Annotated in this window: 22 protein-coding genes and 1 pseudogene; 11 read left to right on the top strand and 12 right to left on the bottom strand. The window is 43.1% G+C overall.

Annotated elements, in window-relative coordinates; translation table 11 throughout:
- Positions 1-18: 18 nt before the first annotated feature.
- The 7 genes and pseudogenes from OS173_RS02670 to pilG form a co-directional block, all read right to left on the bottom strand.
- The gene (locus tag OS173_RS02670; RefSeq protein WP_267182732.1) at positions 19-492 is read right to left on the bottom strand and encodes a chemotaxis protein CheW; all 474 of its coding nucleotides are present in this window, start codon (positions 490-492) and stop codon (positions 19-21) included.
- Positions 493-1,440 (bottom strand): chemotaxis protein CheB, encoded by a 948-nt coding sequence (locus OS173_RS02665; protein ID WP_267182731.1) that lies wholly within the window; start codon positions 1,438-1,440, stop codon positions 493-495. It lies immediately after the preceding gene.
- A complete protein-coding gene (locus OS173_RS02660; RefSeq protein WP_267182730.1) occupies positions 1,433-7,681 on the bottom strand; it encodes an Hpt domain-containing protein in 6,249 nt (2,082 codons plus the stop codon). Before OS173_RS02660 ends, OS173_RS02665 begins: the two co-directional genes overlap by 8 nt.
- Positions 7,682-7,683: 2 nt before the next feature.
- Positions 7,684-8,532 carry a CheR family methyltransferase gene (locus OS173_RS02655; protein ID WP_267182729.1) on the bottom strand — a complete coding sequence of 283 codons (849 nt, stop codon included), beginning with the start codon at positions 8,530-8,532 and terminating at the stop codon, positions 7,684-7,686.
- 53 nt (positions 8,533-8,585) lie between these two features.
- Positions 8,586-9,602: pseudogene (locus OS173_RS13380) on the bottom strand (methyl-accepting chemotaxis protein); the annotation flags it as partial.
- Positions 9,603-10,625: 1,023 nt separating this feature from the next.
- A complete protein-coding gene (locus tag OS173_RS02645; RefSeq protein ID WP_267182727.1) occupies positions 10,626-11,168 on the bottom strand; it encodes a chemotaxis protein CheW in 543 nt (180 codons plus the stop codon).
- Positions 11,169-11,173: 5 nt separating this feature from the next.
- Positions 11,174-11,554, bottom strand: a complete 381-nt coding sequence (gene pilG / locus OS173_RS02640) for a twitching motility response regulator PilG (protein ID WP_267182726.1) — start codon at positions 11,552-11,554, stop codon at positions 11,174-11,176.
- A gap of 375 nt (positions 11,555-11,929) precedes the next feature.
- Here pilG and gshB point away from each other — a divergent pair, with 375 nt between their 5' ends.
- Genes gshB through OS173_RS02615 form a run of 5 tightly spaced genes read left to right on the top strand, consistent with a single transcriptional unit; the run spans position 11,930 to position 15,568 of the window.
- Positions 11,930-12,868, top strand: coding sequence for a glutathione synthase (gene gshB / locus OS173_RS02635; RefSeq protein ID WP_267182725.1), 939 nt, complete (start codon positions 11,930-11,932; stop codon positions 12,866-12,868).
- Positions 12,865-13,716, top strand: a complete 852-nt coding sequence (locus OS173_RS02630) for an energy transducer TonB family protein (RefSeq protein ID WP_267182724.1) — start codon at positions 12,865-12,867, stop codon at positions 13,714-13,716. Before gshB ends, OS173_RS02630 begins: the two co-directional genes overlap by 4 nt.
- On the top strand, positions 13,713-14,258 hold the full coding sequence (locus tag OS173_RS02625; protein WP_267182723.1) for a YqgE/AlgH family protein: 546 nt from the start codon (positions 13,713-13,715) through the stop codon (positions 14,256-14,258). Before OS173_RS02630 ends, OS173_RS02625 begins: the two co-directional genes overlap by 4 nt.
- Positions 14,251-14,670 (top strand): Holliday junction resolvase RuvX, encoded by a 420-nt coding sequence (gene ruvX / locus OS173_RS02620; RefSeq protein WP_267182722.1) that lies wholly within the window; start codon positions 14,251-14,253, stop codon positions 14,668-14,670. Before OS173_RS02625 ends, ruvX begins: the two co-directional genes overlap by 8 nt.
- Position 14,671: 1 nt before the next feature.
- Complete coding sequence (locus OS173_RS02615) at positions 14,672-15,568, top strand: aspartate carbamoyltransferase catalytic subunit (RefSeq protein ID WP_267182721.1); 897 nt, start codon at positions 14,672-14,674, stop codon at positions 15,566-15,568.
- On the opposite strand, the gene OS173_RS02610 is transcribed toward OS173_RS02615, so the two are convergent.
- Both OS173_RS02610 and OS173_RS02605 read right to left on the bottom strand, forming a co-directional pair.
- Entirely contained in the window at positions 15,557-16,165 is a 609-nt protein-coding gene (locus tag OS173_RS02610) for a DUF2238 domain-containing protein (protein WP_267182720.1), read from the bottom strand. The genes OS173_RS02615 and OS173_RS02610 overlap by 12 nt on opposite strands.
- Positions 16,166-16,257: 92 nt before the next feature.
- Positions 16,258-16,830 carry a transposase gene (locus OS173_RS02605; protein ID WP_267182719.1) on the bottom strand — a complete coding sequence of 191 codons (573 nt, stop codon included), beginning with the start codon at positions 16,828-16,830 and terminating at the stop codon, positions 16,258-16,260.
- Between the two features lie 170 nt (positions 16,831-17,000).
- Between OS173_RS02605 and OS173_RS02600 the strand changes: the two genes are divergently transcribed.
- Together OS173_RS02600 and OS173_RS02595 are read left to right on the top strand one after the other, a co-directional pair.
- Positions 17,001-17,927, top strand: a complete 927-nt coding sequence (locus OS173_RS02600; protein ID WP_267182718.1) for an aminotransferase class IV — start codon at positions 17,001-17,003, stop codon at positions 17,925-17,927.
- A complete protein-coding gene (locus OS173_RS02595; protein WP_267182717.1) occupies positions 17,924-18,649 on the top strand; it encodes a sulfotransferase-like domain-containing protein in 726 nt (241 codons plus the stop codon). The genes OS173_RS02600 and OS173_RS02595 overlap by 4 nt, the downstream gene beginning before the upstream one ends.
- 6 nt (positions 18,650-18,655) lie before the next feature.
- Here the strand turns inward: OS173_RS02595 and OS173_RS02590 are convergent, their stop codons facing one another.
- Together OS173_RS02590 and OS173_RS02585 are read right to left on the bottom strand one after the other, a co-directional pair.
- The gene (locus OS173_RS02590) at positions 18,656-19,321 is read right to left on the bottom strand and encodes a hypothetical protein (protein WP_267182716.1); all 666 of its coding nucleotides are present in this window, start codon (positions 19,319-19,321) and stop codon (positions 18,656-18,658) included.
- Positions 19,302-20,204: an acyltransferase gene (locus tag OS173_RS02585; protein ID WP_267182715.1), complete on the bottom strand. Its 903-nt coding sequence runs from the start codon at positions 20,202-20,204 to the stop codon at positions 19,302-19,304. The genes OS173_RS02590 and OS173_RS02585 overlap by 20 nt, the downstream gene beginning before the upstream one ends.
- A gap of 180 nt (positions 20,205-20,384) precedes the next feature.
- On the opposite strand from OS173_RS02585, the gene metK reads away from it, so the two are divergent.
- The 3 genes from metK to metF all read left to right on the top strand — a co-directional run bounded on the left by metK (position 20,385) and on the right by metF (position 23,918).
- On the top strand, positions 20,385-21,542 hold the full coding sequence (gene metK, locus OS173_RS02580; RefSeq protein ID WP_267182714.1) for a methionine adenosyltransferase: 1,158 nt from the start codon (positions 20,385-20,387) through the stop codon (positions 21,540-21,542).
- Between the two features lie 29 nt (positions 21,543-21,571).
- Positions 21,572-22,993: an adenosylhomocysteinase gene (gene ahcY, locus OS173_RS02575; protein WP_267182713.1), complete on the top strand. Its 1,422-nt coding sequence runs from the start codon at positions 21,572-21,574 to the stop codon at positions 22,991-22,993.
- Positions 22,994-23,078: 85 nt separating this feature from the next.
- The gene (gene metF, locus OS173_RS02570) at positions 23,079-23,918 is read left to right on the top strand and encodes a methylenetetrahydrofolate reductase [NAD(P)H] (protein ID WP_267182712.1); all 840 of its coding nucleotides are present in this window, start codon (positions 23,079-23,081) and stop codon (positions 23,916-23,918) included.
- Positions 23,919-24,007: 89 nt separating this feature from the next.
- Here the strand turns inward: metF and OS173_RS02565 are convergent, their stop codons facing one another.
- Complete coding sequence (locus OS173_RS02565) at positions 24,008-24,385, bottom strand: hypothetical protein (protein WP_267182711.1); 378 nt, start codon at positions 24,383-24,385, stop codon at positions 24,008-24,010.
- Positions 24,386-24,585: 200 nt separating this feature from the next.
- On the opposite strand from OS173_RS02565, the gene OS173_RS02560 reads away from it, so the two are divergent.
- On the top strand, positions 24,586-24,960 hold the full coding sequence (locus tag OS173_RS02560; protein WP_267182710.1) for a type II toxin-antitoxin system RelE/ParE family toxin: 375 nt from the start codon (positions 24,586-24,588) through the stop codon (positions 24,958-24,960).
- The last annotated feature ends 73 nt before the right edge of the window (positions 24,961-25,033 follow it).

Genomic DNA, 25,033 nt, shown 5'->3' with positions numbered 1-25,033 from the left:
CCAACCACAAAAGTCAGATTAAGCAGGCTCTCCGGTTAGGCTGATTAGTTGTGTTTCAAGATAATTCATGTTGGGAATGTCAGCCATTTCATCTTCAATGGACACCAGAGAAGCAATGGCATGATGATTCACCTCTTTTTCTTCATGCAGCTGAATATCACCACGCGACACCAGCTGTAATTTAGGTATTCCGCGAGATAAAACCGCAAAATAGGGTAAATTTTCAGGGTGATTAATGCATTTAAGTACCGCAATATTGTCAGTGGTGGCCATTTCTTTCACGTCATCACTTTGATAACCGGTTAACAATCCGAAGTCTATCAACGGAATATCCCAACCACGCCAAGAAACCGTACCAAGTATCCAATCTTCATTCACATCAATGTCATCGATGCTCCGCATTGCCATTACCTCCGCCACCATGGCATTGGGTAGTAACAATTTTCTGTTGGTTTCTATGGGTATAAGTACCGCACGTATTTCGTTGGCCATTTAATCACCTACCGTTAATTTCTCTTTAATATATTGTGCCATTTCATTCGGCGTACCGTCAAACCGAGACATTTTCATTTTTCTCACTTCGTCAGAAATGGATGACACCACGCTGCTTTCCGCAGTTTGGGTAATAATTGTACCGCCATTATCAAAAACATTACTGGCACCCATAATCCCATCTGATGCCATACCACTAAATACAGCTAAATTAATAAACTTTAACTGGCTGATTAAATCAGCACAGACATCGTCTATACATGGAGTAGCCGCACGATTTTGATTGACATCTTTGACAGCCAAGCGTCCGTTATTTTGAAAGACAATACTTTCATCCACAGGAACCAGTAAAGCTTCTCCCGGTTGAACGGCAACACCTGAACCGGCTAATTTAACCGGGATTTGGCCGTTTTTTTCTAACTGCTTGACCATCATACCAACAAATTCACTGTCCATGTGTTGGATAATAATAAACAACACAGGCTCTTTGCCATCGAACTCTGATAAAAAACGAACAATGGCTTCAGGACCGCCAATTGAAGCGGCCAATACCCAAACTTGCTGAATCCCAAAGTCAATCAGGTCCAGACTATCGACATCACGCTCTGTATTTATCGCCGGTAATAAATCATGTTTAACGTCAATTTTGTGAAGAATATGTCGTAACCAGCGATTCTTATTCCAACCCACCAGATCATTGGCCACCTGGGTATCGTTAAATACAATTTTCATGCCCGCATCTGTTAACTTATCAACCACCGACTCAATATTAAAATCATCATCACTGAGATTAATAATATACGTATCAACATCATCATCAATGCTGAATTCTTCAGCATCCACTTCAATAACCTGATAATTATTGGTCTTTAACTGATCAGCTAAATATAGTGCGGATGCTTGTGGTTTTCCCACATGAACCAGACCAATTATTGGGTGATTAGACATCTTCCAAATTCAGCAACTCTTTAATGTTTTCTAACAATTCCAATTCCTGATAAGGCTTACCTAAATAGCGATCAACACCTATGGCTTTAGCACGGTCTTTGTGTTTTTGTCCGGTCCGCGAAGTAATCATAATAATTGGTATATTTTTGAATTTTTCCGATTGCTTCATAGCGGTTGCCAGCTCATAACCATCCATTCGAGGCATTTCAATATCCAATAACATTAAATCCGGGATCTGTTCTTGCAATTTATTCAAGGCATCGAGACCATCTTTAGCGGTCATCACCTCAAAGTCATTCCGAGCCAATATACGCTCTCCGGCTCGACGCATGGTGATGGAGTCATCAACAACCATAATGGTGGTGGCAACTTCTTCCTCTTGCACCTCTTGCACCTCAACGCCTTCTGCTTTTAAGCGTTCCAGTTTTTGCATGTAATCCCGTTGCATTGGGATGATATCCAGAATCAATACCACCGCACCATCACCCAAAATGGTGGCACCAAAAATTCCGGGCACTGATGCCACTTGGATACCCACTGATTTAACAACAATCTCACGTCCGCCAAAGGTTTGATCAACACGCAATGCAACACCTTGGTCACCAGACTTAATCATCACCAGCGGTACCAAGTCGCCTTCTGCCATAATATCCGAATCCACATTCAGTAACTTATTGAGCTCCTGAATCTGATACTTCTCACCGGCATAATCATAATCTAAATCATTGTCATCAATTCGCCGTTTAAATTCATCCACTGACATACGAACCAAGCCTTCAACACCAGAAGCGGGAATCGCGTATCGGTGATCGGCCACTTGGACGATTAATGCTTGGGTTAAGGCCAACGTATAGGGTAAGCGAATGGTGAATAATGTTCCTTCACCTTTTTTTGAACTAATTTCTAAACTACCACCTAAACGTTTGATTTCGTTATTGACCACGTCCATACCGACACCACGTCCAGCCAATTTCGTGACAGTATCAGCCGCTGATAAACCACTGTGGGTGATTAATTGAGCAATGTCATGGTCATTATATGAACCATCTTGACTAATTAGACCGCGTTTTAAAGCCTTCGCTCTTACCGCATCTAAATCAATACCGGCCCCATCGTCTTGAACTGTAATCACCACCTCTGTTGCTTCACGTGAGATGTCAATTTCAATTTCCCCTTGCTTCGGTTTATTGACCGCATCACGGTCTAATTCCAACCCATGAACCACTGCATTTCTGATCATGTGCTCTAAAGGCGCTTGAATACCTTCCAGTACAGTTTTATCCATCTCGCCTTCGGAACCATGAATGACCAACTTGGCATTTTTACCCAGTTCTTGGGAAGCGGTTCTCAATACCCGTCTTAACCTCGGTACCAATGAATTAAAGGTCACCAGCCTGGTTTCCATTAATCCTTCCTGCAATTCGGTATTAACCCGGGATTGCTGAATCAACAATGTTTCAGATGACCGCACCGATTCTTGTAGATAACTTTGAATGTTGGTCAAATCCGATACAGACTCTGATAATGATCGTGATAGTTGCTGTATGGTGGAAAACTGATCAAGCTCTAAAGGATCAAAATCTTCCTCTAATTCCTCTTCTTGTAACTGATAATTAGAAATAATCTGTGCTTCAGTCTCATGCTCTAAATCACGCAACTGTCTTCTTAAACGTTCTACAGTATTTTCCAATTCGTCAATATTAAGCTTTAACTCAACCGACTGTTGCTCCATGCGTGAGCGATAAATACTCACCTCACCGGCAAAGTTAACCAACTTATCCAGTAATTCAGAGTTAACTTTAATTTGCCCACCGGATAAGACATTGGATTTTTTACTTCTTGCTGGTGTTGTGCCTTTTTTGTCCAGGACTTCAGTTTCATCTTCATCGCTTTCATCGTCAGTGCGAGTTAACGGATCAAAGAAACTTTGATCGAGCTCTGACTGTTCTTTAATCTCACCGCCTTCAGAGGTCAGTAGCTGTTCAATCACTTGCGTGGCTTCATCGATGGATGTCAGCTGCCCGAAATCATCAGAACTCACCATGTCATTCAATTGATCCATGGTTGTTGAAATCACATGAAACTGTCGGCTGTCCACTTGGGCTTGTTTGCCGGCTATGGTCTCCAACAAGGACTCTAACTGATGCGATAAATCACCAATTTGATTCAATCCGGCCATCCGCGCACCACCTTTTAAGGTATGCAAATCACGTTGTAAGCCCTGAACAGCATCAACTTTTTCAGGATTATCCTCTAATTCTGCCAATAAATGTTCAGCCCGATCAAAGATTTCTGATGCTTCTTCTGAAAATATTTCCAGTAACTCTTCATCAACTTCTAACTCATAAGCCTGGGCTGCGGCCACCTCATCAACTGGTGTTTCATCCTTTTTATTAAGTGCATATCCGGCTTCAAAATCATCTGTCTCAAGTTTATCTTCCCCGACTTCACTGACTTCAGGCTCTTCACTGTCATCAGTATCATCCTCAAGTGCAGACAATTCATCCTCATCGGTTTCAACGGCGTCTATCTCAACCTCATCAGTCTCAAGTTCATCGCCCTCATCGGTAATGTCCTCAAGTGAGACCATATCAAATTCGTCAGTTTCGACCTCATCGACTTCGTCCGTCTCAAGTTCACTTATTTCAACCTCATCGCTGTCCTCACTTTCATCCTCAAGTGCGGTCAATTCAGACTCATCGTTTATAACAGCTTCATCGTCCGATTCAGATTCAGTTATTTCAACATCATCGGTTGCGAGCTCATCTGTCTCAAGCTCATTGGGTTCAGTGGTATCGCTTTCAAACTCTAAGGAATCAAAATCAAATTCATCCGAGTCAGCTTCCACTGCCAACGCCTCATCCAGCAGGGCGTCCTCTGCTGCGGTTTCCATAAGCTCGTCACTTAAATTTGCCACCCGATCATTGAAATAGTGACTGATTTCATCATCCTTAGGCATTTCGCCGTTACCCAATGAGGCCAATTGGCCTTTGGTGTGCTGAATCAGGGCATCAATGTTGTCAATATCTTGGTCATTAAATTGCTGACCGGAATCATGTAAATGCAATGCCAGCTTTTCCAGTGGTGTGGTCATATCTGTGATGGCTTTTACATTGGCCATACTGGCCGCACCGTTCAGGGTGTGCACAGTGCGTACAAAGTCATCGTTGACGGCTTCAGTTGAACCATTTCGATAGCGGTTTAACTGCTCTTCCATATCATCTAAATGACCGCCCACTTCTTTTTGTAATATTTGGATAAATGCCGTGTCGTGTTCCCAATCATCATCAGATTCCCCATCCTGATCCTGTTCGTCACTACCGACAGTCACCATGTCATCTTGGTCTTGTTCAAGGTCTTGTTGACTATCTTCAGATTCTATCGACACCACATCTTCGCTATCCACTGACTCATCTTCAGAATCATCATCTAAACTTGCCAAAACCGCTTCTAAGTCTTCACTGTCTGCAAAATCAAAGGTATCCTCTTCAGTTTCAGTGATGTCATCGTCATCATCCCATGACAGTTCCACCGCTTCCTCTTCTTGCGGCACATCCTCATCTTGTTCCAGAATATCTTCATCGGAATCTTTATCAAGTTTTTGTTCCTCTGAGTCACCCCAATCAACATCATCTAATAACTCTGACGGCCGTTCATACTCAAGAGGCTTATCAATATCGTCCACATCTTCTTCTGCTGCGTCTTCCTCTGACAAATCCATGACTTGCTCTGATTCAGACTCAGGTTCACTTTCCGTGGTTTCAATCTCATCTACTTCGGCCGTTTCAACACTTTCCGTGGTTTCAGCATCATCCTCAGCATCTTCCATTATCAGGTCTTTGTCAATGGCCATGTCTTCGACATCTTGATCATCTAAATCCGGTGTTTCCTCAGTAAGCTGAACCTCAGCCAAGGCAACCAAATGTTCACTGCCGTTGGCAACATTATCCGCATTTTGCAACACCACCGGATAGGCCGCCGGTACCGGCCCTCGGTTTTTCAGTGCCTCTAACAACGCTTCAGCCAATTCGATACCGGAAGCCAAAACAGTTTTAAAGTTTTGGTTATAACCAATCGCGCCATCCAAGGCTCGATTACACATGTTTTCTAATTTCCAGCCGAACTCACCAATGACATCAGCACCCACTAACCGTCCACTGCCTTTCAAGGTATGAAAGATTCGACGCATTTCACCGAGGTTTTGTTCACTATTTTCGGGGTCAGATTGCCATGTTTTATGCTGAGATTGTAAATGTGGTAATTCTTCTTCAAACTCTTCAATAAACACTTCTTTAATGAAATCATCCGCATCTTCACCGAACGTGACCAGCTCACTTTCCGCGAGATGCTCATGTGCACTTGGCTGATCCTTGGAGTCCTGTTGCGCTTCCCTGTGAGCGTCTTGGTCGTCGGATTCTTCGCGCTCAGATTCTGCAGTGTCAGATGCATCAGTTTCTTCTGCGTCTTTGGTGGCATTAGCCAATTCAGCTTGTTTTTCCTGCTCCGCTAAATCAGTTTCGGCAACGGTTTCTTCGGCTCGATCATCCTGACTTACTTGCTGTTGCAAGGCATCAATTTGACGCGCCACTTCATTAATCAAGTTTTCACGAATGCGGTGACCTTGGTCAAGGTTTTCTAAATAATATTCAATCGAAGACACCACCGTCGCCAATTGTTCCAATTCTGATGCCGAGGGTTTCGCGGATTTAGTCAGTATCTCTTGATCTACATAGGTAATGATTTGCTGAATATGGTCACCGGCTTGTTTTAAATCAAGAATATTTAAAGCACCGGCAATTTGTTTTAGTAACAATGGATTGTCTTCCACCTGATGCTTATCCCAAGGCGCTTCAATAAAGGCCACGAAATTGGCTTTAACTTGCTGCAAGTTAACAATTGACTCTTTGGCCAGCTGTTTAACAATCTCTCTCTGTTCTGATTGTGGAATGTTATGATCCTGCTCAGCATCCCTTTCTGAGGTGATACCTAAGGATTGAATATGATCACCTAAATCAGACTCAACTCGCAACAAAGTTTGGGCCACTTCTAAAAGCTCACCATCTTTAGGTCGGTTGTTATCTTCTATAAACTGTTTCAGCTCACTTTGATGTGTTAATACATCATCACGCGCCACGCCAAGACCCAAAATACCCAGGGTATCTGCAATTTTCTGTAAATTACCTAATAAAGGCGACAGCTCTTCTAATTGGGCAGATTTATTACGAATAAATAAATCCAAAGACTCTTGAACAACTAAAATATCATCTTTAATGGCTGCCGAAACAGTCTGTAATAATTCCTTGTTTTTGCCGGATAAGCTGCCCTGAGCATGTTTAATTTCAGCCTCATCAGGCATAAACTGATCCAAGTGAAAATAGGCCTTAATGGCATCCACTTTTTCGGAACCGGCTTCACCCAGAGCGATGTAATAAAGAAAATTTCGGGTGAGCGCACGACCAGTGGATTTGGTTTGGCTGTCTTTATTTGTTAAGTCCTTAATAAATAAATCCACTTTAGCTGCCAGCGATTTAATGGCAATACTGTCTTTAACGCGACCATCAGACAAGCCCTCTAATAAACCACTGTACACCCAAAACAGCTGTTTATAATCAGTTTGTGGCAGCACCATACGCAACTTAGATAAGATTTGTTGCATTTGTTTAATGACCTTGTCGTTTTGATCATTTTTAATCCATTTCAGCAAAGCCATTTGATAGGCTGACCTTAACTTCATTAACGCTGTTTTCAATTGATTACCGTGAAGTGCGATGTCTTGCTGTTGAATATGTTCTGGAACACCGAGGTTTAAATCCGGATTAAACAAAGCACTTTCTGATAACAACCGTTGGCTGCGTACCGCCCGTAAGTCATTAACCAAAGGCAACAGCACAATGGGCACATCCTTATGACCTAATTCAATTCGCTCCAAATAATCGGGTAATTGCAATATGCTGCGAAGCAACACATCAAAAGCGGGGTCTTTGTCTTCAATTTTTTCATCCAATAGCGCTTTGGCGACTGCTTCCATTTCCTCAGCCACCATTGCTGCACCATAGAGCTCCACCATTTTTAAGGTGCCCTGGATTTGATGCAAATAGGTGATGCAAAACTGAAGTTGATTACTGTCTTCAGGCTCATCAATGTACGCCATTAACGCATCTTTGGCGCGATTTAAGGTTTCATCTAACTCTGATTTAACCCAGGTTAATGTTGAGAAATCTATGTTGTCTTTATTACTCATAATTATTTAAGCCTAAATGCCAAAGTTCGCCCTTTTTCCACCCGTTGCATGGCCGGATGAGACCACGCATTAATTTCAGTCTGACCCAAAATCAATAAACCACCACCATTTAAATAGGTCACCAAACCGTCTAATATTTGTCGACGAACATGGCGTTCAAAATACATCAAAACATGCTGACAATAAATCAAATCATATTTAACTTGTGAAGGTCGCTTAACATCCAATAAATTAAAAACCCCAAATGCCAACCGCCGCTTTATCGCTGCTGAAATGGTAAACATTTCTTTATTCAAGTCATCCAAGTATGGATGATACATGGCGTTGATTTGTGGTTTTTTATCAACACCGTATATGCCTTGTTTTGCTAAGGCAATTGCGGGACTACTGACATCCGTGGCAGTCACGCCGTAGTAACATTTTTTATCCGACTGCTGACATAAATGGTGCGCCACCATAGCCAAAGAATACGCTTCTTCTCCGGTGGCACAACTGACTGACCACATTTTATATTTGAGAACATCATCAGCCGCTTCAAGATGAGCCTTAATGTCTTCTGCCACCAAATCAAAAGACGGTTGGTGTCTAAAAAAGGAGGTTTCGTGAACTGTCAGTCGATCCACCAGCTGCGACCATTCCAAGTTGCCTTCAATACCGGAGTTGATAAATTCCCAGTATTTATCGTAGCGCTGATAACCAATTTCACGCATCCGTGACCAGATTTTGGATTGCAAAAACATCTTGCGCTCTTTCGGCACAATGATGCCCAAACGCTCTGCCAACAAACCCGCCCAACGCTGATACTCGGCTTCGGTCAGTGGCGATATCTGAACAAACGGTTGTTTATACATTTTGTACATTTCAACTTAGTGGCAGTATAGAAACGCTCTTTGGCGTCTCAATATTAATAAAATTCATCATCCGGCAACTTAAAGTCTTCTACTGATTTTCTTAATTCAGTTGCCAGCTCCACCAGGTTACCAATCGACTCAGCAGTTTGCTGAGTACCGGCTGATGTTTGGGTGGTAATTTCTTGAATCACGTTCATGGTGCCGGAAATATTGGTCGCAGCCACCGATTGTTGTCGCGCGGCTTCAGAAATATTTTGAATCAATTCCGCCAAATCATTGGATACCGTTTCAATTTCAGTCAAGGCTTCACCGGCATCCTCTGCTTTTCGGGCACCACCCACCACTTCGGTGGTGGTTTGTTCCATTGATTTAACAGCCTCGTTGGTGTCGGTTTGAATGGTTTTTACAATACCCTCAATCTGCCTGGTGGCGCTTGAAGAGCGTTCCGCTAGTTGCTGTACCTCGTCGGCAACCACCGCAAAGCCACGTCCCGATTCTCCGGATGAGGCGGCTTGAATCGCTGCGTTTAAGGCCAAAATATTGGTTTGCTCCGCAATGTCGTTAATCAACTCAACGATACTACCAATTTCTTGTGAGCTTTCGCCCAGTCGTTTAATCCGTTTCGAAGTATCTTGAATCTGAGTTCGAATATTATTCATACCTTTAATGGTGTCACGTACCACTTCAGCGCCGTTATGGGCAATCAGTACCGAACGTTGCGCCACGTCAGCAGATTCCAGAGAGTTTTTAGATACTTCATCAATGGACACTGCGATTTCGTTAATGGCTGCTGAGGCATTGGTGATCTGGGTGGCTTGATGCTCAGAAGCTTCCGCTAAATGCATCGCTGTTGCTTGCGCTTCTTGTGCCGCTGAGGTCACACCAACGGATGCATCATTAATGGTTTTTACCAATGAACGTAAAGCTTCAATCGCGAAGTTAACAGAGTCAGCAATGGCTCCGGTAATGTCCTCAGAAACCGTGGCATTCACCGTCAAGTCACCATCAGCCAGAGATCCCATCTCATCCAGTAGTCGCAGAATCGCTTGTTGATTTCGTTCGTTTTGTTCTTGTGCCACCACCGCGCGAACACGATCATTTCGCGACAAGGTGCGGAAAATCCATAATAACCACAAGAAGGATAAACCGGCAATCACCCAACCAATCAGGTCAGAGGGCACGGCTTGATTCATACCGGCTAAACCATTTCGCAATTGCTCCGCATTGGTAACAAATAATTCGGTATCAATATCAATGTCCGATGCCGCTGTTTGGGCATCAAAAAGTTCCATGGCACCTAATACCGTAGAAATATCTTCCTGAACACTGTTAAATGCACTAAATACACCCCCTAAAGCCTCAATGGCACGGTCATCGGTAATGGCATTTATGTCATCTGAACCGTTAAACATGATGTTAAGGACTTCTTGGAACCGTTTGGCATCTCGGTCCAAACTGTCAGCCGCTTGAATGGACGCTGCCCCACCTTTTAAAATTTCACTCATTCGTCGCAGCATTCTATCGGCCAAAACCAATTGCTGTGACGCTAAATAAATCAAATCCCGGTCGCCATTGATGGCCACAATACGCTTAACAACCGCATCAGAACTGGCTTGTAGAATCGGAATTTCAGAGGCAAATTTATCAGAAATAGTGGCCAGCTCAACAATACGATCTCTTTGCTCAATAATCACCAAAGCATTGCTGTTGATGCTTTGCCAATTCTCTTTTAAAGCACTGAACTGAGGACTGACATCAACAGGCAACGCCGGGTAGTTAGGTCCACCGTTATTTAGAGAGCTTACTGTGTCATTTATAATTCTTCGCTCGTTGATTAACACATCAAAGGCATCGATATCTCCGCCACTGGCTCGCTGGGCATATTGTGATAACTGCTGCGCCTTGATGTTGATTTTATCAACTTCTTGAATTTGCTCAGCCCGGTTTGATTCAACCGATGCCAACCACACAGAATGGCCAAAGAAAGCCATGACTAAAATAACCAACACCATTAACTGCCATAATGGCAGGGTACGTGTTCGTTGGTCCATATCTACAGTTGTGCTGCTCATAAATCAACTACCTCTATTAAACTAAACGGCGGCGTTTTGAAATTTAATATCTGAAACCAATTGCTCAATTTCAAACATATTCCAAGTTACCCCTTCGTGACTAAAATACTTATCACAATATAAATACACACGTGAGTCGTTGTCACCTTCGACATCCTGCCGGTCACTGACATTGAAATGTCGCTGACCAAATACCTCATCCACCACCAATCCGGCTTGGCCACCGGGTTGATTAATGACCATCATACGGCTGTGCTTAGTAATTTTGGCGGGTTCACCGGTTAAAAAATACTTTAAATCAATGGCCGGAATTAAATTACTGCGAATATTAACCAAGCCCAACACCCAATTATCAATGCCGGGAATACGAATTAACTCAGGTAAAATAACCACCTCATTAACGTCATCAACTTCAGCCACTAAATGAAAATCACCGACTCTAAAGCCAATGCCTGACCAATCGCCACGATCACCCTCATCAACGGTACCGCCTAAAGCATGGGCTAAACTGCGTTGTTCATACTGAAGTAATAATTCAAACGGTTTAATGATTTGTTTACTCATGATGATTAATCCTGTTTCACATGGTTTTCAATGGCGGCAATTAATTCTTCCTTGGTAAAAGGTTTGGTCAAATATTCCTCGGCACCGACCACACGGCCTTTGGCCTTATCAAACAAGCCATCTTTACTGGATAACATAATAACGGGTGTTGACTTGTGCTCGCTATTCATTTTTATCAGCGCACATGTTTTATATCCATCCAACCGAGGCATCATAATATCCACAAAAATAATATCGGGATTCAGGTCTGCAATCTGTGACAAGGCTTCATAACCATTATCAACACAAATAACGTCACAACCTTCTTTTTTTAAGAGCGTTTCGGCGGTTCTACGGATGGTTTTGCTGTCATCAATCACCATCACTTTTAGACCTTCTAAATTCATAATCTCTCCAAGCTTATTAGCAACAATTTTTTTGTAGATGTTATTTTACACTTATTGTTAACTAAACCTTCTAAGTATGTCATTCTCAAGAAAATAACCGATTCTTATTATGATTACAAAACAATTTTTCCAAAATAACCATTTTATCTGTTATTTTCACATTATGGCGGTCATATTCGAAACAAGTTCGAGCCACAGTGACAATAATTATTAATGTTCACGCTTATGGCAATTTTGCGCGTAAACTGTTACAAACAATTTTTTTCATCATTGTTTTTGACTTTAATTCCTGACTGATTCTATCGGGTACGGTAAAATCACATCGTTAGCATATTATAATTCGATTCATTTAACAAATTATTAACCACAAAAAAAATGAAAATAGCCATCATCATGGATCCCATAGAATCCATTAATCCAAAAAAAGACTCCACATTTGCCATGATATTGGCGGCTCAAAAACGCAGCCACCAAATCAGCTACATTAAACCCGAAGGATTATACACTTCGGGCGGACAGCCAGCCGCGATGTGCCAATCAGTTAAAGTGGTTGACCAAAGCCAAAATTATTACACCTTAAGCTCCAGTGAAAGCAAGTTATTAAAAGACTTTGATTGCATCGCAATGCGTAAGGATCCGCCCTTTGACATGGAATACATCATGGATACCTACATTTTAGAATTGGCTGAAAAACAAGGGGTCCTGGTGTTCAATAAACCACAGGCTTTGCGAGATGCCAATGAAAAGTTTTTTACTGAATTCTTCACTGAATTCACTCCCCCTAATCGCATCAGTCGCAACCCTGAATTACTCCGTCAAGCAGTTCATGATTTGGATGAGGTTATCATCAAACCCATGGATGGCATGGGCGGCCAATCTATTTTTAAAACATCTAAGAATGATAAAAATTTAAATGTAATTTTAGAAACAGTGACGAAAAATGGCACCCAAACCACCATTGTGCAGAAATTTATTCCCGAAATCAGTGAAGGCGACAAACGAATTTTATTGATTAACGGTGAACCCGTACCCTATGCTTTGGCTCGGGTACCCTCCGATCACGATTTTCGGGGTAATTTAGCCAAAGGTGGTACCGGTCATGGGGTGGCGCTCAGTCACCGTGATTTCGTCATTTGCGAAGCTGTTGGTCCGGTATTAAAATCCATGGGCATTGTATTTGCCGGTATCGATGTCATTGGTGACTATTTGACTGAGATAAATGTCACGAGTCCCACTTGTATTCGTGAGCTGGACCAAATTTATGGTTTAGATATTGCCGGTGATTTGATAGAGACCCTTGAATCCATGCTATGAATGATCGTCGCATCACCAATAAAGATAAGAATGTCATGACTTTTACGCTGGCAGTTTTGGTGCTGGCTATGATAATTTTAGGTGTGTCTTTTTCTTATCAGGATCGATCTCCTAAAATTATTCACAGTATGGACGTGATACTGACACAAAAAGCCCACACTGAAATCCCGGAAGAAGCCGATTATCTGGCAGCCAATAATCAATTGGGCGGTGGCAATTTAGAAGAAAAAAGTCGACCTACAGACATAGTCAGTGGACCGGCTGTAACACCGGACGGCGTTTCTAAGCAACAAACCAAAAAACAACAAAAAAGCCGACAACAACAGGACACTGCTGTGTTGACATCTGTTTCCAGCCAACAACAGCAATTATCCGCCAAGCAACAACAAACTCAACAACACACCCAACAAAACAATCAACGTAACTCTAAACAGCAAAAACTTGCGCAAATGAAGGAGGAAATCGCCAAAAAAATTCAACGTTATGCGAAAAAACCACGCACCAAATACATTTCCAGCAGCACCAAAGCTTACGAATATGCACCTTATATTAATCAATGGGTGAAAACCATTGAACGCACCGGTGATTTAAACTACCCTGAAAAAGCCAAAAAGAAAACATTTAAAGGCGAAGTGATGCTCACCGTTGGTATTAACAAAGACGGCTCGCTCCATGAAATAAAAATCATTAAACCTTCAAAATACCGTTTTTTAGATGAAGCGGCTAAACACATTGTTGAGATAGCACAACCGTTTGAACCCTTACCGGAAACCAAAGAACCGGTTGATATTTTGTATATTACCCGCACATGGCAGTTCCTACCCGGACATTTATTGAGACAAAAATGAATTTAACCAATCAATTCCTGATCGCCCAACCCGGTATGCCCGATGAACGCTTCACCGAAGCGGTGATTCTTATCTGCGAGCATAACGAACATGGTGCCATGGGTATCCGTGTTAATCAGCTGAGCGACATTGACTTTGAAGAAGTATTAGAAGGCCTTGATATTGAAGCCGCCGATGGTGTCAATAACCAACCCATTTTTTCAGGTGGTCCGGTCAATGCCGAATGTGGTTTTATCTTACACCGTGGCAAGCAAAACTACGACAGCTCCTTACAGTTGACACCATCACTGGCATTAACCACATCTAAAGACATCATATTGGCCATTGCAAAAAATAACTTAAAAGGAGAATGGTTTATGACCTTAGGCTGTGCCACTTGGGAAGCCGGCCAATTAGAACAAGAAATCGCTGACAATGATTGGTTATCAGGGCCTGTGGATGAGAATCTGGTGTTTGATTTAAGTGAAGACAAATGGTCTCAAGCCCTAGCACTTCTCGGTATTAAACCCCATCAACTGGTCGATATCGACGGCCATGCCTAAGACGGTACTGGGCATTGATTATGGTCAAAAACGAATTGGATTGGCCGTGGGACAAACCTTTACCGCCAGCGCCAATCCCTTAAAAGTTATCGGCAATAACAAAGACACACTCAACCAGTTACAACAAGTTATCGACGAATGGCAGATTGATCTCATCGTTATGGGGTTACCACTCACCATGGATGGTGAAGAACAACTGATTACTCGCCAAGTCAAAAACTTTGCCAAAAAGTTACGCCACTTAACGCAACTGCCTGTGGCATTCAGTGACGAACGCTTAAGTTCCTATGAAGCCGAACGCGGCTTTCAGCAACAGCGGCAACAGCAAACCCGCAAAGCCAAACACAAAAACAATCTGGATGCTGAAGCCGCTGCCATTATTCTGCAATCCTGGTTCAACCAACAACTGTAATATGAAACATCTACTGGACATCAAAGACCTCAACCAGACCCGCATTGAACAGCTATTTCAATGCGCTGACAACATTAAATCGCAGCCCAAAGCAGAACGGTTAAAGCATCTAATCGGGCGTCAGGTGGTGTGTTTATTTTATGAAAACTCCACCCGCACCTTGTTATCTTTCCAGCTGGCTGCGTCCGGTCTCGGTGCTTCAGTTTTTAATTTGCCGGTTGATCATTCTTCCGTTCAAAAAGGTGAAAGCTTTCATGACACCATAAAAACCATCGCCGCCATGGCCCCGGATGCCGTAATTATGCGCCACCCGGAAGATTATGCCCATCGGAATATCGCAGATTTACTCACCGATAATATTCATTTAATCAATGCCGGCGACGGACAAAACCAACACCCCACACAAGCGCTGTTAGACTTATACACCATCCGCCGGCATAAACCTGATTTTAAAGACTTAAAAGTCACCATTATCGGCGATATTAAACATTCTCGGGTGGCTAACTCACTCATCGATGGCTTAAACATTCTGCAAACAACAGACATTAGCCTATTTGGCCCGGATAATTTAATACCCGAACAATACAGCGACAAAAAAGCCCCGACCATTAATGCAGCCCTGGATCAGGCCGATGTGGTGGTGATGCTGCGTATTCAAAAGGAACGGTTTGAAAAAAATGAATTTCTGAATGTTAATCAATGGCACCAAAATTATGGTCTTAATTCCGAAAAATTAAAACTGGCGCAAAAAGATGCCATCGTTATGCACCCCGGCCCCATGAACCGTGGCATCGAAATTAGCGCGGCGGTGGCCGACGGACCCCAATCGGTTATCTTAGAACAAGTCAGTAATGGTGTCCTGATACGTCAGGCAGTGATGGCCACCTTATTGTCTTAATGCTGCCAACTGCCTATCATGCCACCGCGAAAATACCCCTAAAGCCACCACCGCACCAATCAAAGCCAGAAACATATCCGATTGGGTATCCCACACATAACCCTGGGTACCTAAAAAGGATTCACTGGCCTCACGACTGAGTAATGCCACCCACCATTCAATCAGCTCATAAAAGGCTGAAAAGCCCAAACAAAAACTGATAATAAAAAAGTTCATCCAGGCCCGTGAGTTAAATACGCCATAACGCAGTACAATCTCGCGACACGCGATGGCAGGCACCAACCCTTGCATAAAATGGCCCAACTTATCGTAATTATTGCGCTCCGGCCAAATAAACGACATAAAGCCATCAAAATATGGCACTCGGGCATAGGTGTAGTGAGCGCCCACCACCAAAACCACGGCATGCAAAAATATCAGGACATATAAAACCCCGGTCAACTCAAAACGCCGATAAGTCACCAACAGCAAAACAGCCGCCGCTATCGCCGGCAACGCCTCCAGCGCCCAGGTCGCCAAATCATAAGGCTGATAGGCTGACCAGGCCAAAATAACAACAAATACCGCCAATAAAAACCACAATACCCGAACTGACATCACCAAACCTCCTCCTATTAATTATTATTGCTATCGTAGCGACAAGGCATGCCTTGTCGTTTTTCAATCCTGTCTTAAATATTTTAAAATCATTAACCTCGATAAAAACGATCATCTTTCCAATTCAAAGGATTGTCGATAATGTAGGCCTGAATCTTTTCTAAAGCTTGTTGATTCCGAATAATATGTTCATAAAACCGAGGTTGCCAATTATGCTCAAATCCAATTCTTCTGGCATGCTTTGTCACAGCAGATTTATAACCACCCATAATCGAAGATAATGTGTTTTTACCTTGGTTCTGAAATCTATTCTGTCCCGTGGTCTGTTTTTGTACTGATTTAGACAAGGCATGCCTTGTCTCTGCACCTTTTTTTATTTGTGTGTCTATATTGCCGTGTAAAAAAATAATCCCATGAACATGATTTGGCATCACCACAAAGGCATCCAATCCAATATTGATGGCATGGTGTTTTATTTCATACCACAGAATGTTAGCTATAATCCCTGTTTCAGATAATTGTATCTCCCCCTCTACTACATCTCCCAGAGAACAGACTCTATTTTTTGTACATAGGGTCACAAAATACGCTGCATTTGAACCGTAATCCCAATGTTGTAATCGGGTTGAATCTCGACGATATTTATTTTTAAATTGATCTTCCATTTTAATTTCCCTATTTCACCTCATTTATTATTCCATGAAATCATTACATATTGGAATTAATCTGTATCGTAGCGACAAGGCATGCCTTGTTGTTTTCTTCCTGACCAGAAATTCATTTGCCAATCTGACCTAAAAATTCTACCATATTCCTTTTAATCATTGAATAAACCATGACCACAGGCAGCCACGCAGCAGAGAACGACCCACGTAACCAGGATGTGCTTATTTACGTTAACGGTGAGATGGTGCCGCGCAAAGACGCCAAAATCTCGGTGTTTGACAGTGGTTTTTTAATGGGTGACGGCATTTGGGAAAGTGCGCGCTTACACAACGGCGTGCTGGTATTTATTGATGACCATTTAAAGCGTTTGTTTAAAGGCGCCAAAGCCTTGGCCATGGACCTTGAATACAACGCCGAAGATTTTAAACAAATGCTTTATCAAACCGTCAAAGCCAATGGCATGCATGACCATGTGCATTTACGCATGATGGTCACCCGGGGTGAAAAAACCACACCCTACCAATCACCGGCAGCCACCAAACCCGGCACCACGGTAGTGATTATTCCGGAGTATAAAACCCCTTCAAACCGTAAGAAAAACCAGGGAGTTAAACTGTTCACGGCCCATGTACGCCGCGGTTACCCGGATATTCAGGACCATAAAATTAATTCACATTCGAAGCATAACTGCATTCAGGCCTGTATTCAGGCCATCGCAGCCGGTGCCGATGAGGCCTTAATGCTGGATCCGCACGGATTTGTGGCCACCTGTAACTCAACCCACTTCTTTATTGTGGTGAATGGCGAAGTTTGGACTTCAACCGGTGATTTTTGTTTGGGTGGTATCACCCGCGGTAAAATCATCGATTTATGCGGAGATTTGAATATCCCGATACGGCAGAAGAACTTTTCTCTGTTCGATGTCTACAGTGCCGATGAAGTGTTTATAACCGGCACCTTTGCCGGTGTCACACCGGTGGTTTCGGTGGATGGTCGTGACATTGGACAGTCGGACAATTACCGCGTCATGAAATCTTTACAACAGGCATACAGTGACTTAATTGCCGCTGAAGTCAAAAAACAATCACAATCATGAAACGCATCGCCATGTGGTCAGGGCCACGCAATATCTCCACCGCCATGATGCGATCCTGGGAAAATCGCAGCGATACCGTGGTCATTGATGAGCCGTTCTATGGTCCCTTTTTAGCACACAGCGGCGAAAATCATCCCTTAAAGAACCAGGTTATTGCCGATCAAGGCAGCGACTACCATGCCGTATTAAAAAAACTTTTAGCACCGCAAGCAGCCAATATAGACATTTTTTATCAAAAGCACATGGCCCACCATATGCCGGATATCGCGTTTGTGGAAAACCATTTGATTACACCTTTTAGCCATGCTTTTTTAATTCGTAATCCTCAAGACGTGGTGCGTTCTTATGTGCGCAAATATCCGAATATTACGGCCGAGGCTCTGGGTTATAAACGTCAGGTGCAGATTTTTAATTTGGTCAAAAAACACATCGGTGAAAACCCACCGGTGGTTGAATCGGTGGATGTACTCAATCAGCCGCAAGAGACCTTACAAAAACTGTGTCATGCCTTAGACGTGAAATTTGATGAGGCGATGTTGAGTTGGCCAACCGGTTATCGTGAATCAGACGGCGTCTGGGCCAGCCATTGGTATAACCGCGTGATTGAATCCACGGGTTTTAAACCCTTTCAGAAAAAACATAAACCATTAACAAAACGGGAAAATGAAGTCGCCCAAGCTTGTCGGAGTGATTATGAATTTTTAAAAGCTTTTAAAATCTAACAAAAATTACTCATCAACCTGTAATGAAATACCTGAAATATCGACTTCGGGTTCCAATTGTTTGACCTTTTTCACAATAGGTTCATCAGAATCATCAAACGCTATGTCATCAACCGGAATATCAGGTGGCTCTATCTTTTTGGCATCGACCATTATGGCACCCACTTCGGCGGTTGTTAAATCATCAATATTGATATCCGGTACTTCAACTTCTCTGGGTTCAACAATGGGATCATCCACATTTTCATCAATTCGAATGTGATCAATGTCCACTTCAGGCGGATCGATTTCAACTTTTTCTGTTAACCGACCCAAATCCACTGATAATTTAATGTGAGATGTTTCAATGTGGGTCTGTGGGGGAGCAATCGGCCGTAAAATAACCACACCGGGTTCACTGACTTGCCATTCTTTGTTGGATTTAGCATCCTCCGTGACTTCATTTTTTTCCAAGGATACTTTGATGCCGGCTTTTTTCAAAACACTGCGAAAATGATTGGCCTTGTCCATGGGTAACGCTTTTTTAAGAATCCTGGCTTTACCGTCAAAAAACAATTTGGCTTTTTCAGGCGATAACTTAAATAATTTAGCAAAATTCGCACACGCCTTTTCAGCGTCGATATCACGAACGGTCTTACCTTTGAAAACAACTTTAAATGTCTGATTTTCCATAGTACTCAGTCAGCTTACTGTCCTGTTTATACCACAATTGTTGTAGCCAGTTAAACAGTTCTTGTTTGAATTTAACATCTGTCATGTAATTTTTGTGTAAAAGCGCGTCAGGAATCGCAATTTTTTCGACGACAACATGGGCTTTTTTAAAATCACCACTCAAATATTGCCACATGGATGGCGGTTTTGGTTGATAAGCCACAGTCACCAATAACAAAGTCTTCACTTGTTCACCCATGGCACCGAATACAAAACCCACACCACCGGCTTTGGGCTTTAACAAATGTTGATAGGGAGAATCTTGCCGCTGCTGTTTTTTAGGAGTAAACCGTGTACCTTCAACAAAATTGATAATTGAAGTGGGAAAATATTTAAACTGCTCACATGATTTACGGGTGGCTTCAATGTCTTTACCTTTGAGATGTGGTTTTTTTTCTAAGGTTTCTCGGCTGTAACGTTTCATAAATGGGAAATCCAATGCCCACCATGCCAAGCCTAACAACGGTACCCAAATGAGCTCTTGTTTTAAAAAGAACTTTAAAAACGGAATACGCTTATTAAATACCGCCTGTAAAATTGGAATGTCGGTGACACTTTGGTGATTGGCCACCACCAGATACCATTCATCGCGACTCAATTCCGGCAAGGGTTCGACTTTGATTTTATCACCATGCACCCAACGAAAAGCATTGGCATTCACGGCAATCCAAAATTCGGCAAGAACCACTAAAATTTTTGAAATAAATACCCGAAAGGATTCAATCGGTATCACTAACTTAATCACCGCAAACACCAGCAAAATAGTCACCATCACAATGGTATTTACAATCAAAATAATCGCTGACAACAGACCTTTCAGGTTTTTAACCATCTCTAAATTCAATTCAACTTCTGGAACTAACTAATATATATGCTGGTGTATTTTTTGCAAGTTTAATTCCGTTTTGTGCCTTTGAGCCTATGAATAATCACGAAAAATAACCAAAAGTTGACATTAAAGGTGGACATTAGCCGGAAAAAAAATACAATATATCTCTTTATTCGCATTAAGAGATATATTGCCATGAGCAACTACCTGTTTACCTCGGAATCCGTGTCCGAAGGCCATCCGGATAAAGTGGCCGATCAAATTTCCGATGCCGTCCTCGACGCCATCATTAAAGACGACCCCAAAGCCCGTGTGGCCTGTGAAACCATGGTCAAAACCGGCACCGCCATTGTTGCCGGTGAAATCACCACCAACACCTGGATTGATCTGGATGAACTGGTTCGTGAGGTTATAACCGGTATCGGCTATGATTCCTCCGATGTTGGATTTGATGGCAAAACCTGTGCCGTGATGTCACTCATCGGTAAACAGTCTTATGACATTAATATCGGCGTTGATCGTAAATCTCCGGAAGAACAAGGCGCCGGCGATCAGGGCCTGATGTTTGGCTATGCCTCCAATGAAACCGATGTGCTGATGCCGGCACCGATTACCTTTGCCCATCGTTTGGTAAAACAACAATCCGATGTGCGCCGCTCAAAACAAGTGCCCTGGTTGCGCCCCGATGCCAAATCCCAGGTCACTTTCCGTTATGAAAATGACAAGCCGGTGGCCATTGATGCCGTAGTGTTGTCCACCCAACATGATGAGGATGTGCGTTTACCGGATCTGCGTGAAGCAGTCATGGAAACCATCATCAAACCGGTCCTGCCGGCGGAATGGCTCACCAAAGACACCAAATACCATATTAACCCAACCGGAAAATTCGTCATTGGCGGACCGGTGGGTGATTGCGGCTTAACCGGCCGTAAGATTATTGTCGATACGTATGGTGGCATGGCCCGTCATGGCGGTGGTGCCTTTTCCGGTAAAGATCCCTCTAAAGTGGATCGCTCTGCAGCCTATGCGTGTCGTTATGTGGCGAAAAACATTGTCGCTGCAGGACTCGCTGATCGTTGTGAAATCCAAGTGTCCTACGCCATCGGTGTGGCTGAACCCACTTCAATTAGCGTCACGACATTCGGCACCGGTAAAGTGCCCGAAAGTACTATTGAACAACTCATTAAAGACCATTTTGACCTGCGTCCTTATGGCATCATCACCTCACTGGACCTGTTAAAGCCCATCTATCAGCAAACCGCTATCTATGGTCACATGGGTCGCGAGGACATTGATTTAACCTGGGAACGCACTGACAAGGCCGAACTGTTAAAATCAGCCGCCGGTCTTTAAACTTTTATAACCACAACCAAAAAATTATTATGACTACAGATAACGTAAAAAACTTACAACCTGATTATGCCATTGCCGATTTAGGCTTAGCCGATTGGGGCCACAAAGAAATCCGTATTGCCGAAACCGAAATGCCGGGTTTGGTCTCGATTCGTGAAGAATTCAAAGGCGAGCAACCTCTCAAAGGCGCCCGCATTGCCGGTTCATTGCACATGACCATCCAAACCGCGGTATTGATTGAAACCCTGCGCGCTTTAGGTGCCGATGTCCGCTGGGCCTCTTGTAATATTTACTCAACCCAGGATCACGCTGCAGCCGCCATGGTGGATCAGGACATTCCTGTTTATGCCATTAAAGGTGAAACTTTGGAACAATACTGGGAATACACCCATAAAATCATGGAATGGTCAGACGGTGGTTCTCCGAATATGATTCTCGATGACGGTGGTGATGCCACTTTATTGTTAATCTTAGGCGCCCGCGCCGAGAAAGATGCTTCTATTTTGGATAACCCCGAATCAGAAGAAGAAACCTTTATGTTTGCCGCCATTAAAAAGCGCTTACAAACCAAGCCGGGCTGGTACCAAAAAACCCTGGACTCAATCCAAGGTGTCACCGAAGAAACCACCACCGGAGTGAAACGCTTATACGAAATGGCCAAAGGCAAAGAACTGCCCTTCCCGGCCATTAATGTCAACGATTCTGTGACCAAATCTAAATTCGATAACCTCTATGGTTGTCGTGAATCTTTGGTGGATTCCATTAAACGCGCCACCGATGTCATGATTGCCGGAAAAACTGCCGTGGTTTGTGGCTTTGGTGATGTCGGTAAAGGCTCAGCGCAATCACTGCGTGCTTTGGGTGCCATAGTTTGGGTCACTGAAATCGATCCGATTTGTGCCCTGCAAGCCGCCATGGAAGGATTTAAAGTGGTGGACTTAAATGATGTGGTGGATAAAGCCGACATTTTTGTCACCGCCACCGGTAACTACCAGATTATTAATTTCGATCACATGAAAGCCATGAAAGATCAGGCCATCGTTTGTAATATTGGTCACTTTGACAATGAAATTGATGTCGCCGGTTTAGAGAAAAACTGCGAATGGGAGTCCATCAAAGACCAGGTCGATCATGTTATTTTCGAAGACGGCAAGCGCATCATCTTATTGGCCAAAGGCCGCTTGGTGAACTTAGGCTGTGGTACCGGTCACCCAAGTTTCGTGATGTCCAATTCATTCACTAACCAAGTGCTGGCGCAAATTGAACTGTATTGTCACGGTGATAAGTATGACAACCAAGTGTACGTCCTACCGAAGCACCTGGATGAAAAAGTGGCCAAATTACACCTAGAGCGTGTTGGCGCCAAACTCACCACACTGACTGAAAAACAAGCCAAATACATTGGTGTCGATGTCGAAGGCCCATACAAGCCTGAGCACTACCGCTACTGATGCAGGCCTGTTTTTTACAAGCTGATAATAAAAGAGCCGGACATTTTGTTCGGCTTTTTTTTGCCGTATTATTGGAGCATAAATCATGAATAAACCTGATTTCGGTCTGAGCTATGAATTTTTCCCGCCGAAAAGTTCCGAGCAAAAAGTTATCCTGGAAAACACCCAGAAACAATTACGCAAAACCCACCCGGATTTTTTCTCGGTCACTTTTGGTGCCGGTGGCTCCACCTTAACCGCCACCACCGAAACCGTGATTGGCCTAAAACAGCACGACACCCCGAAAGTGATTCCGCATTTATCCTGCATGGGCGGCACCCCTGAGGACATCAGAAACCTACTCAACAAATACCTTGAACACGGTATCACCGATATCCTGGCACTGCGTGGCGATGTGCCCTCAGGCATGGGATCGGTGGGCTATTTCCGTTATGCCAACGAACTGATTGAATTTATTCACCAGGAATTCCCCGACACCTTTTCAATCACAGTCGGCTGCTACCCTGAAGTGCACCCGGAGTCAGTGTCTTTGGACACAGAAATCAAATACTTTAAACAAAAAGTCGATGCCGGCGTTGACCGCGCCATCACCCAGTTTTTCTTCAACCCCGAAGCCTATTTCCAATACGTGGATTTATGCCAGAAAAACGGCATCGATGTGCCCATCACCCCGGGCATTATGCCCATCACCAATTACAGTAACATCAAACGCTTCTGTGGCTTCTGCGGCACCGACATGCCCAGATGGCTGCACTATAAATTAGAAAGCTACGGCGACGACCGCAAAGCCATCCAGGACTTTGGCACCGAATATACCATTAGACTCTGCCAACAACTCCTCGACCAAGGCGTCCCCGGCATTCATTTTTACACCCTGAATCGAGCTAAAGCGACTTTGGATGTGGTGCGTGCTTTGAATAAGTGAGATTTTAGTAGGATGGGCTCTGCCCATCAAAAATTAAGGGCATTGTATGTGACGGTAGGAGATCAACCTTGTCTAAAATTGCTAATTTTTTACTTCCAGTGTTGCCACCAATTTCCATCAGCTTCTCTATCAACGGTTTCCTGAGGTTCAAATCCAATATAGACACCATCTCGTCCCGAAATTGGATATTTGTGAACTACGAGAAGATTTCTTAGTTTTTTATAGAGTTCTTGGTTTTTAGATAACCTTTCTTTTTCTTTGTCTGTATTTACACAGATCCAATATACAAGGTGCCTTGGATGAATGTCGTTTGCACTATAATGAAAAACCCAATACTTCTCATTTGCTACTTTTGCGACTTCTGAATGAATGGCTTTCTCAATCTTTTTCGTCGTTTTCTTTATTTTTGTTATTGAATCATTAGCGTTTTCAACATTGCAAAAAACTGATTTTAGCCAATTAATCATATATTTCTACCTAATGGAAACGTTAAACAGCTTGGCCTGAGTTAATAATTTAATTTTAGCATAGACCACGTCTGCTGGTTTAGGTTGTTACGAACCGCTTGCGCGACGGGACAAATTGAATGGATTTAGTGGGTATCTTAACAAGGACTGTTAAGCAGAATCACTTGATAATATGTCATATCTGACATACAATAGCCGTTATGAGTCCAAAAGATAAGTCACTGGTTTGGTTGCATGGCGAAGTGAAAACACCGCCGTTTTCATCTGAAGCCAGATTGGAGGCGGGTTTTTTGCTTTGCAGACTTCAGACAGGTGAGAAAATAAGCCTGCCACACTCACGTCCAATGAAGACGATTGGTCAGCGTTGTCATGAGCTTCGTATCAATGATGAGGATGTGACTTGGCGAATTATGTACCGGATTGACGATGACGCCATTGTGATCGCTGAGGTATTTGCAAAGAAAACCCAGTCGACTCCAAAGAATATAATAGCCCTTTGTAAAGAAAGATATATCCTCAATTCGGATAATAAGTGCAATTTCCTGAGGAGGTCGGTTAACTGGTATAGTTACTGATTTTTCTCACCAAAAGGAAAATGCAATATGAGCTATAAACAGTTAACCGAAACAGAACGATATCAGATTTACA

It is taken from the genome of Marinicella gelatinilytica (assembly GCF_026410405.1).
Lineage (GTDB): Bacteria > Pseudomonadota > Gammaproteobacteria > Xanthomonadales > Marinicellaceae > Marinicella > Marinicella gelatinilytica.
This window is presented reverse-complemented; position numbering and strand designations above follow the sequence as displayed.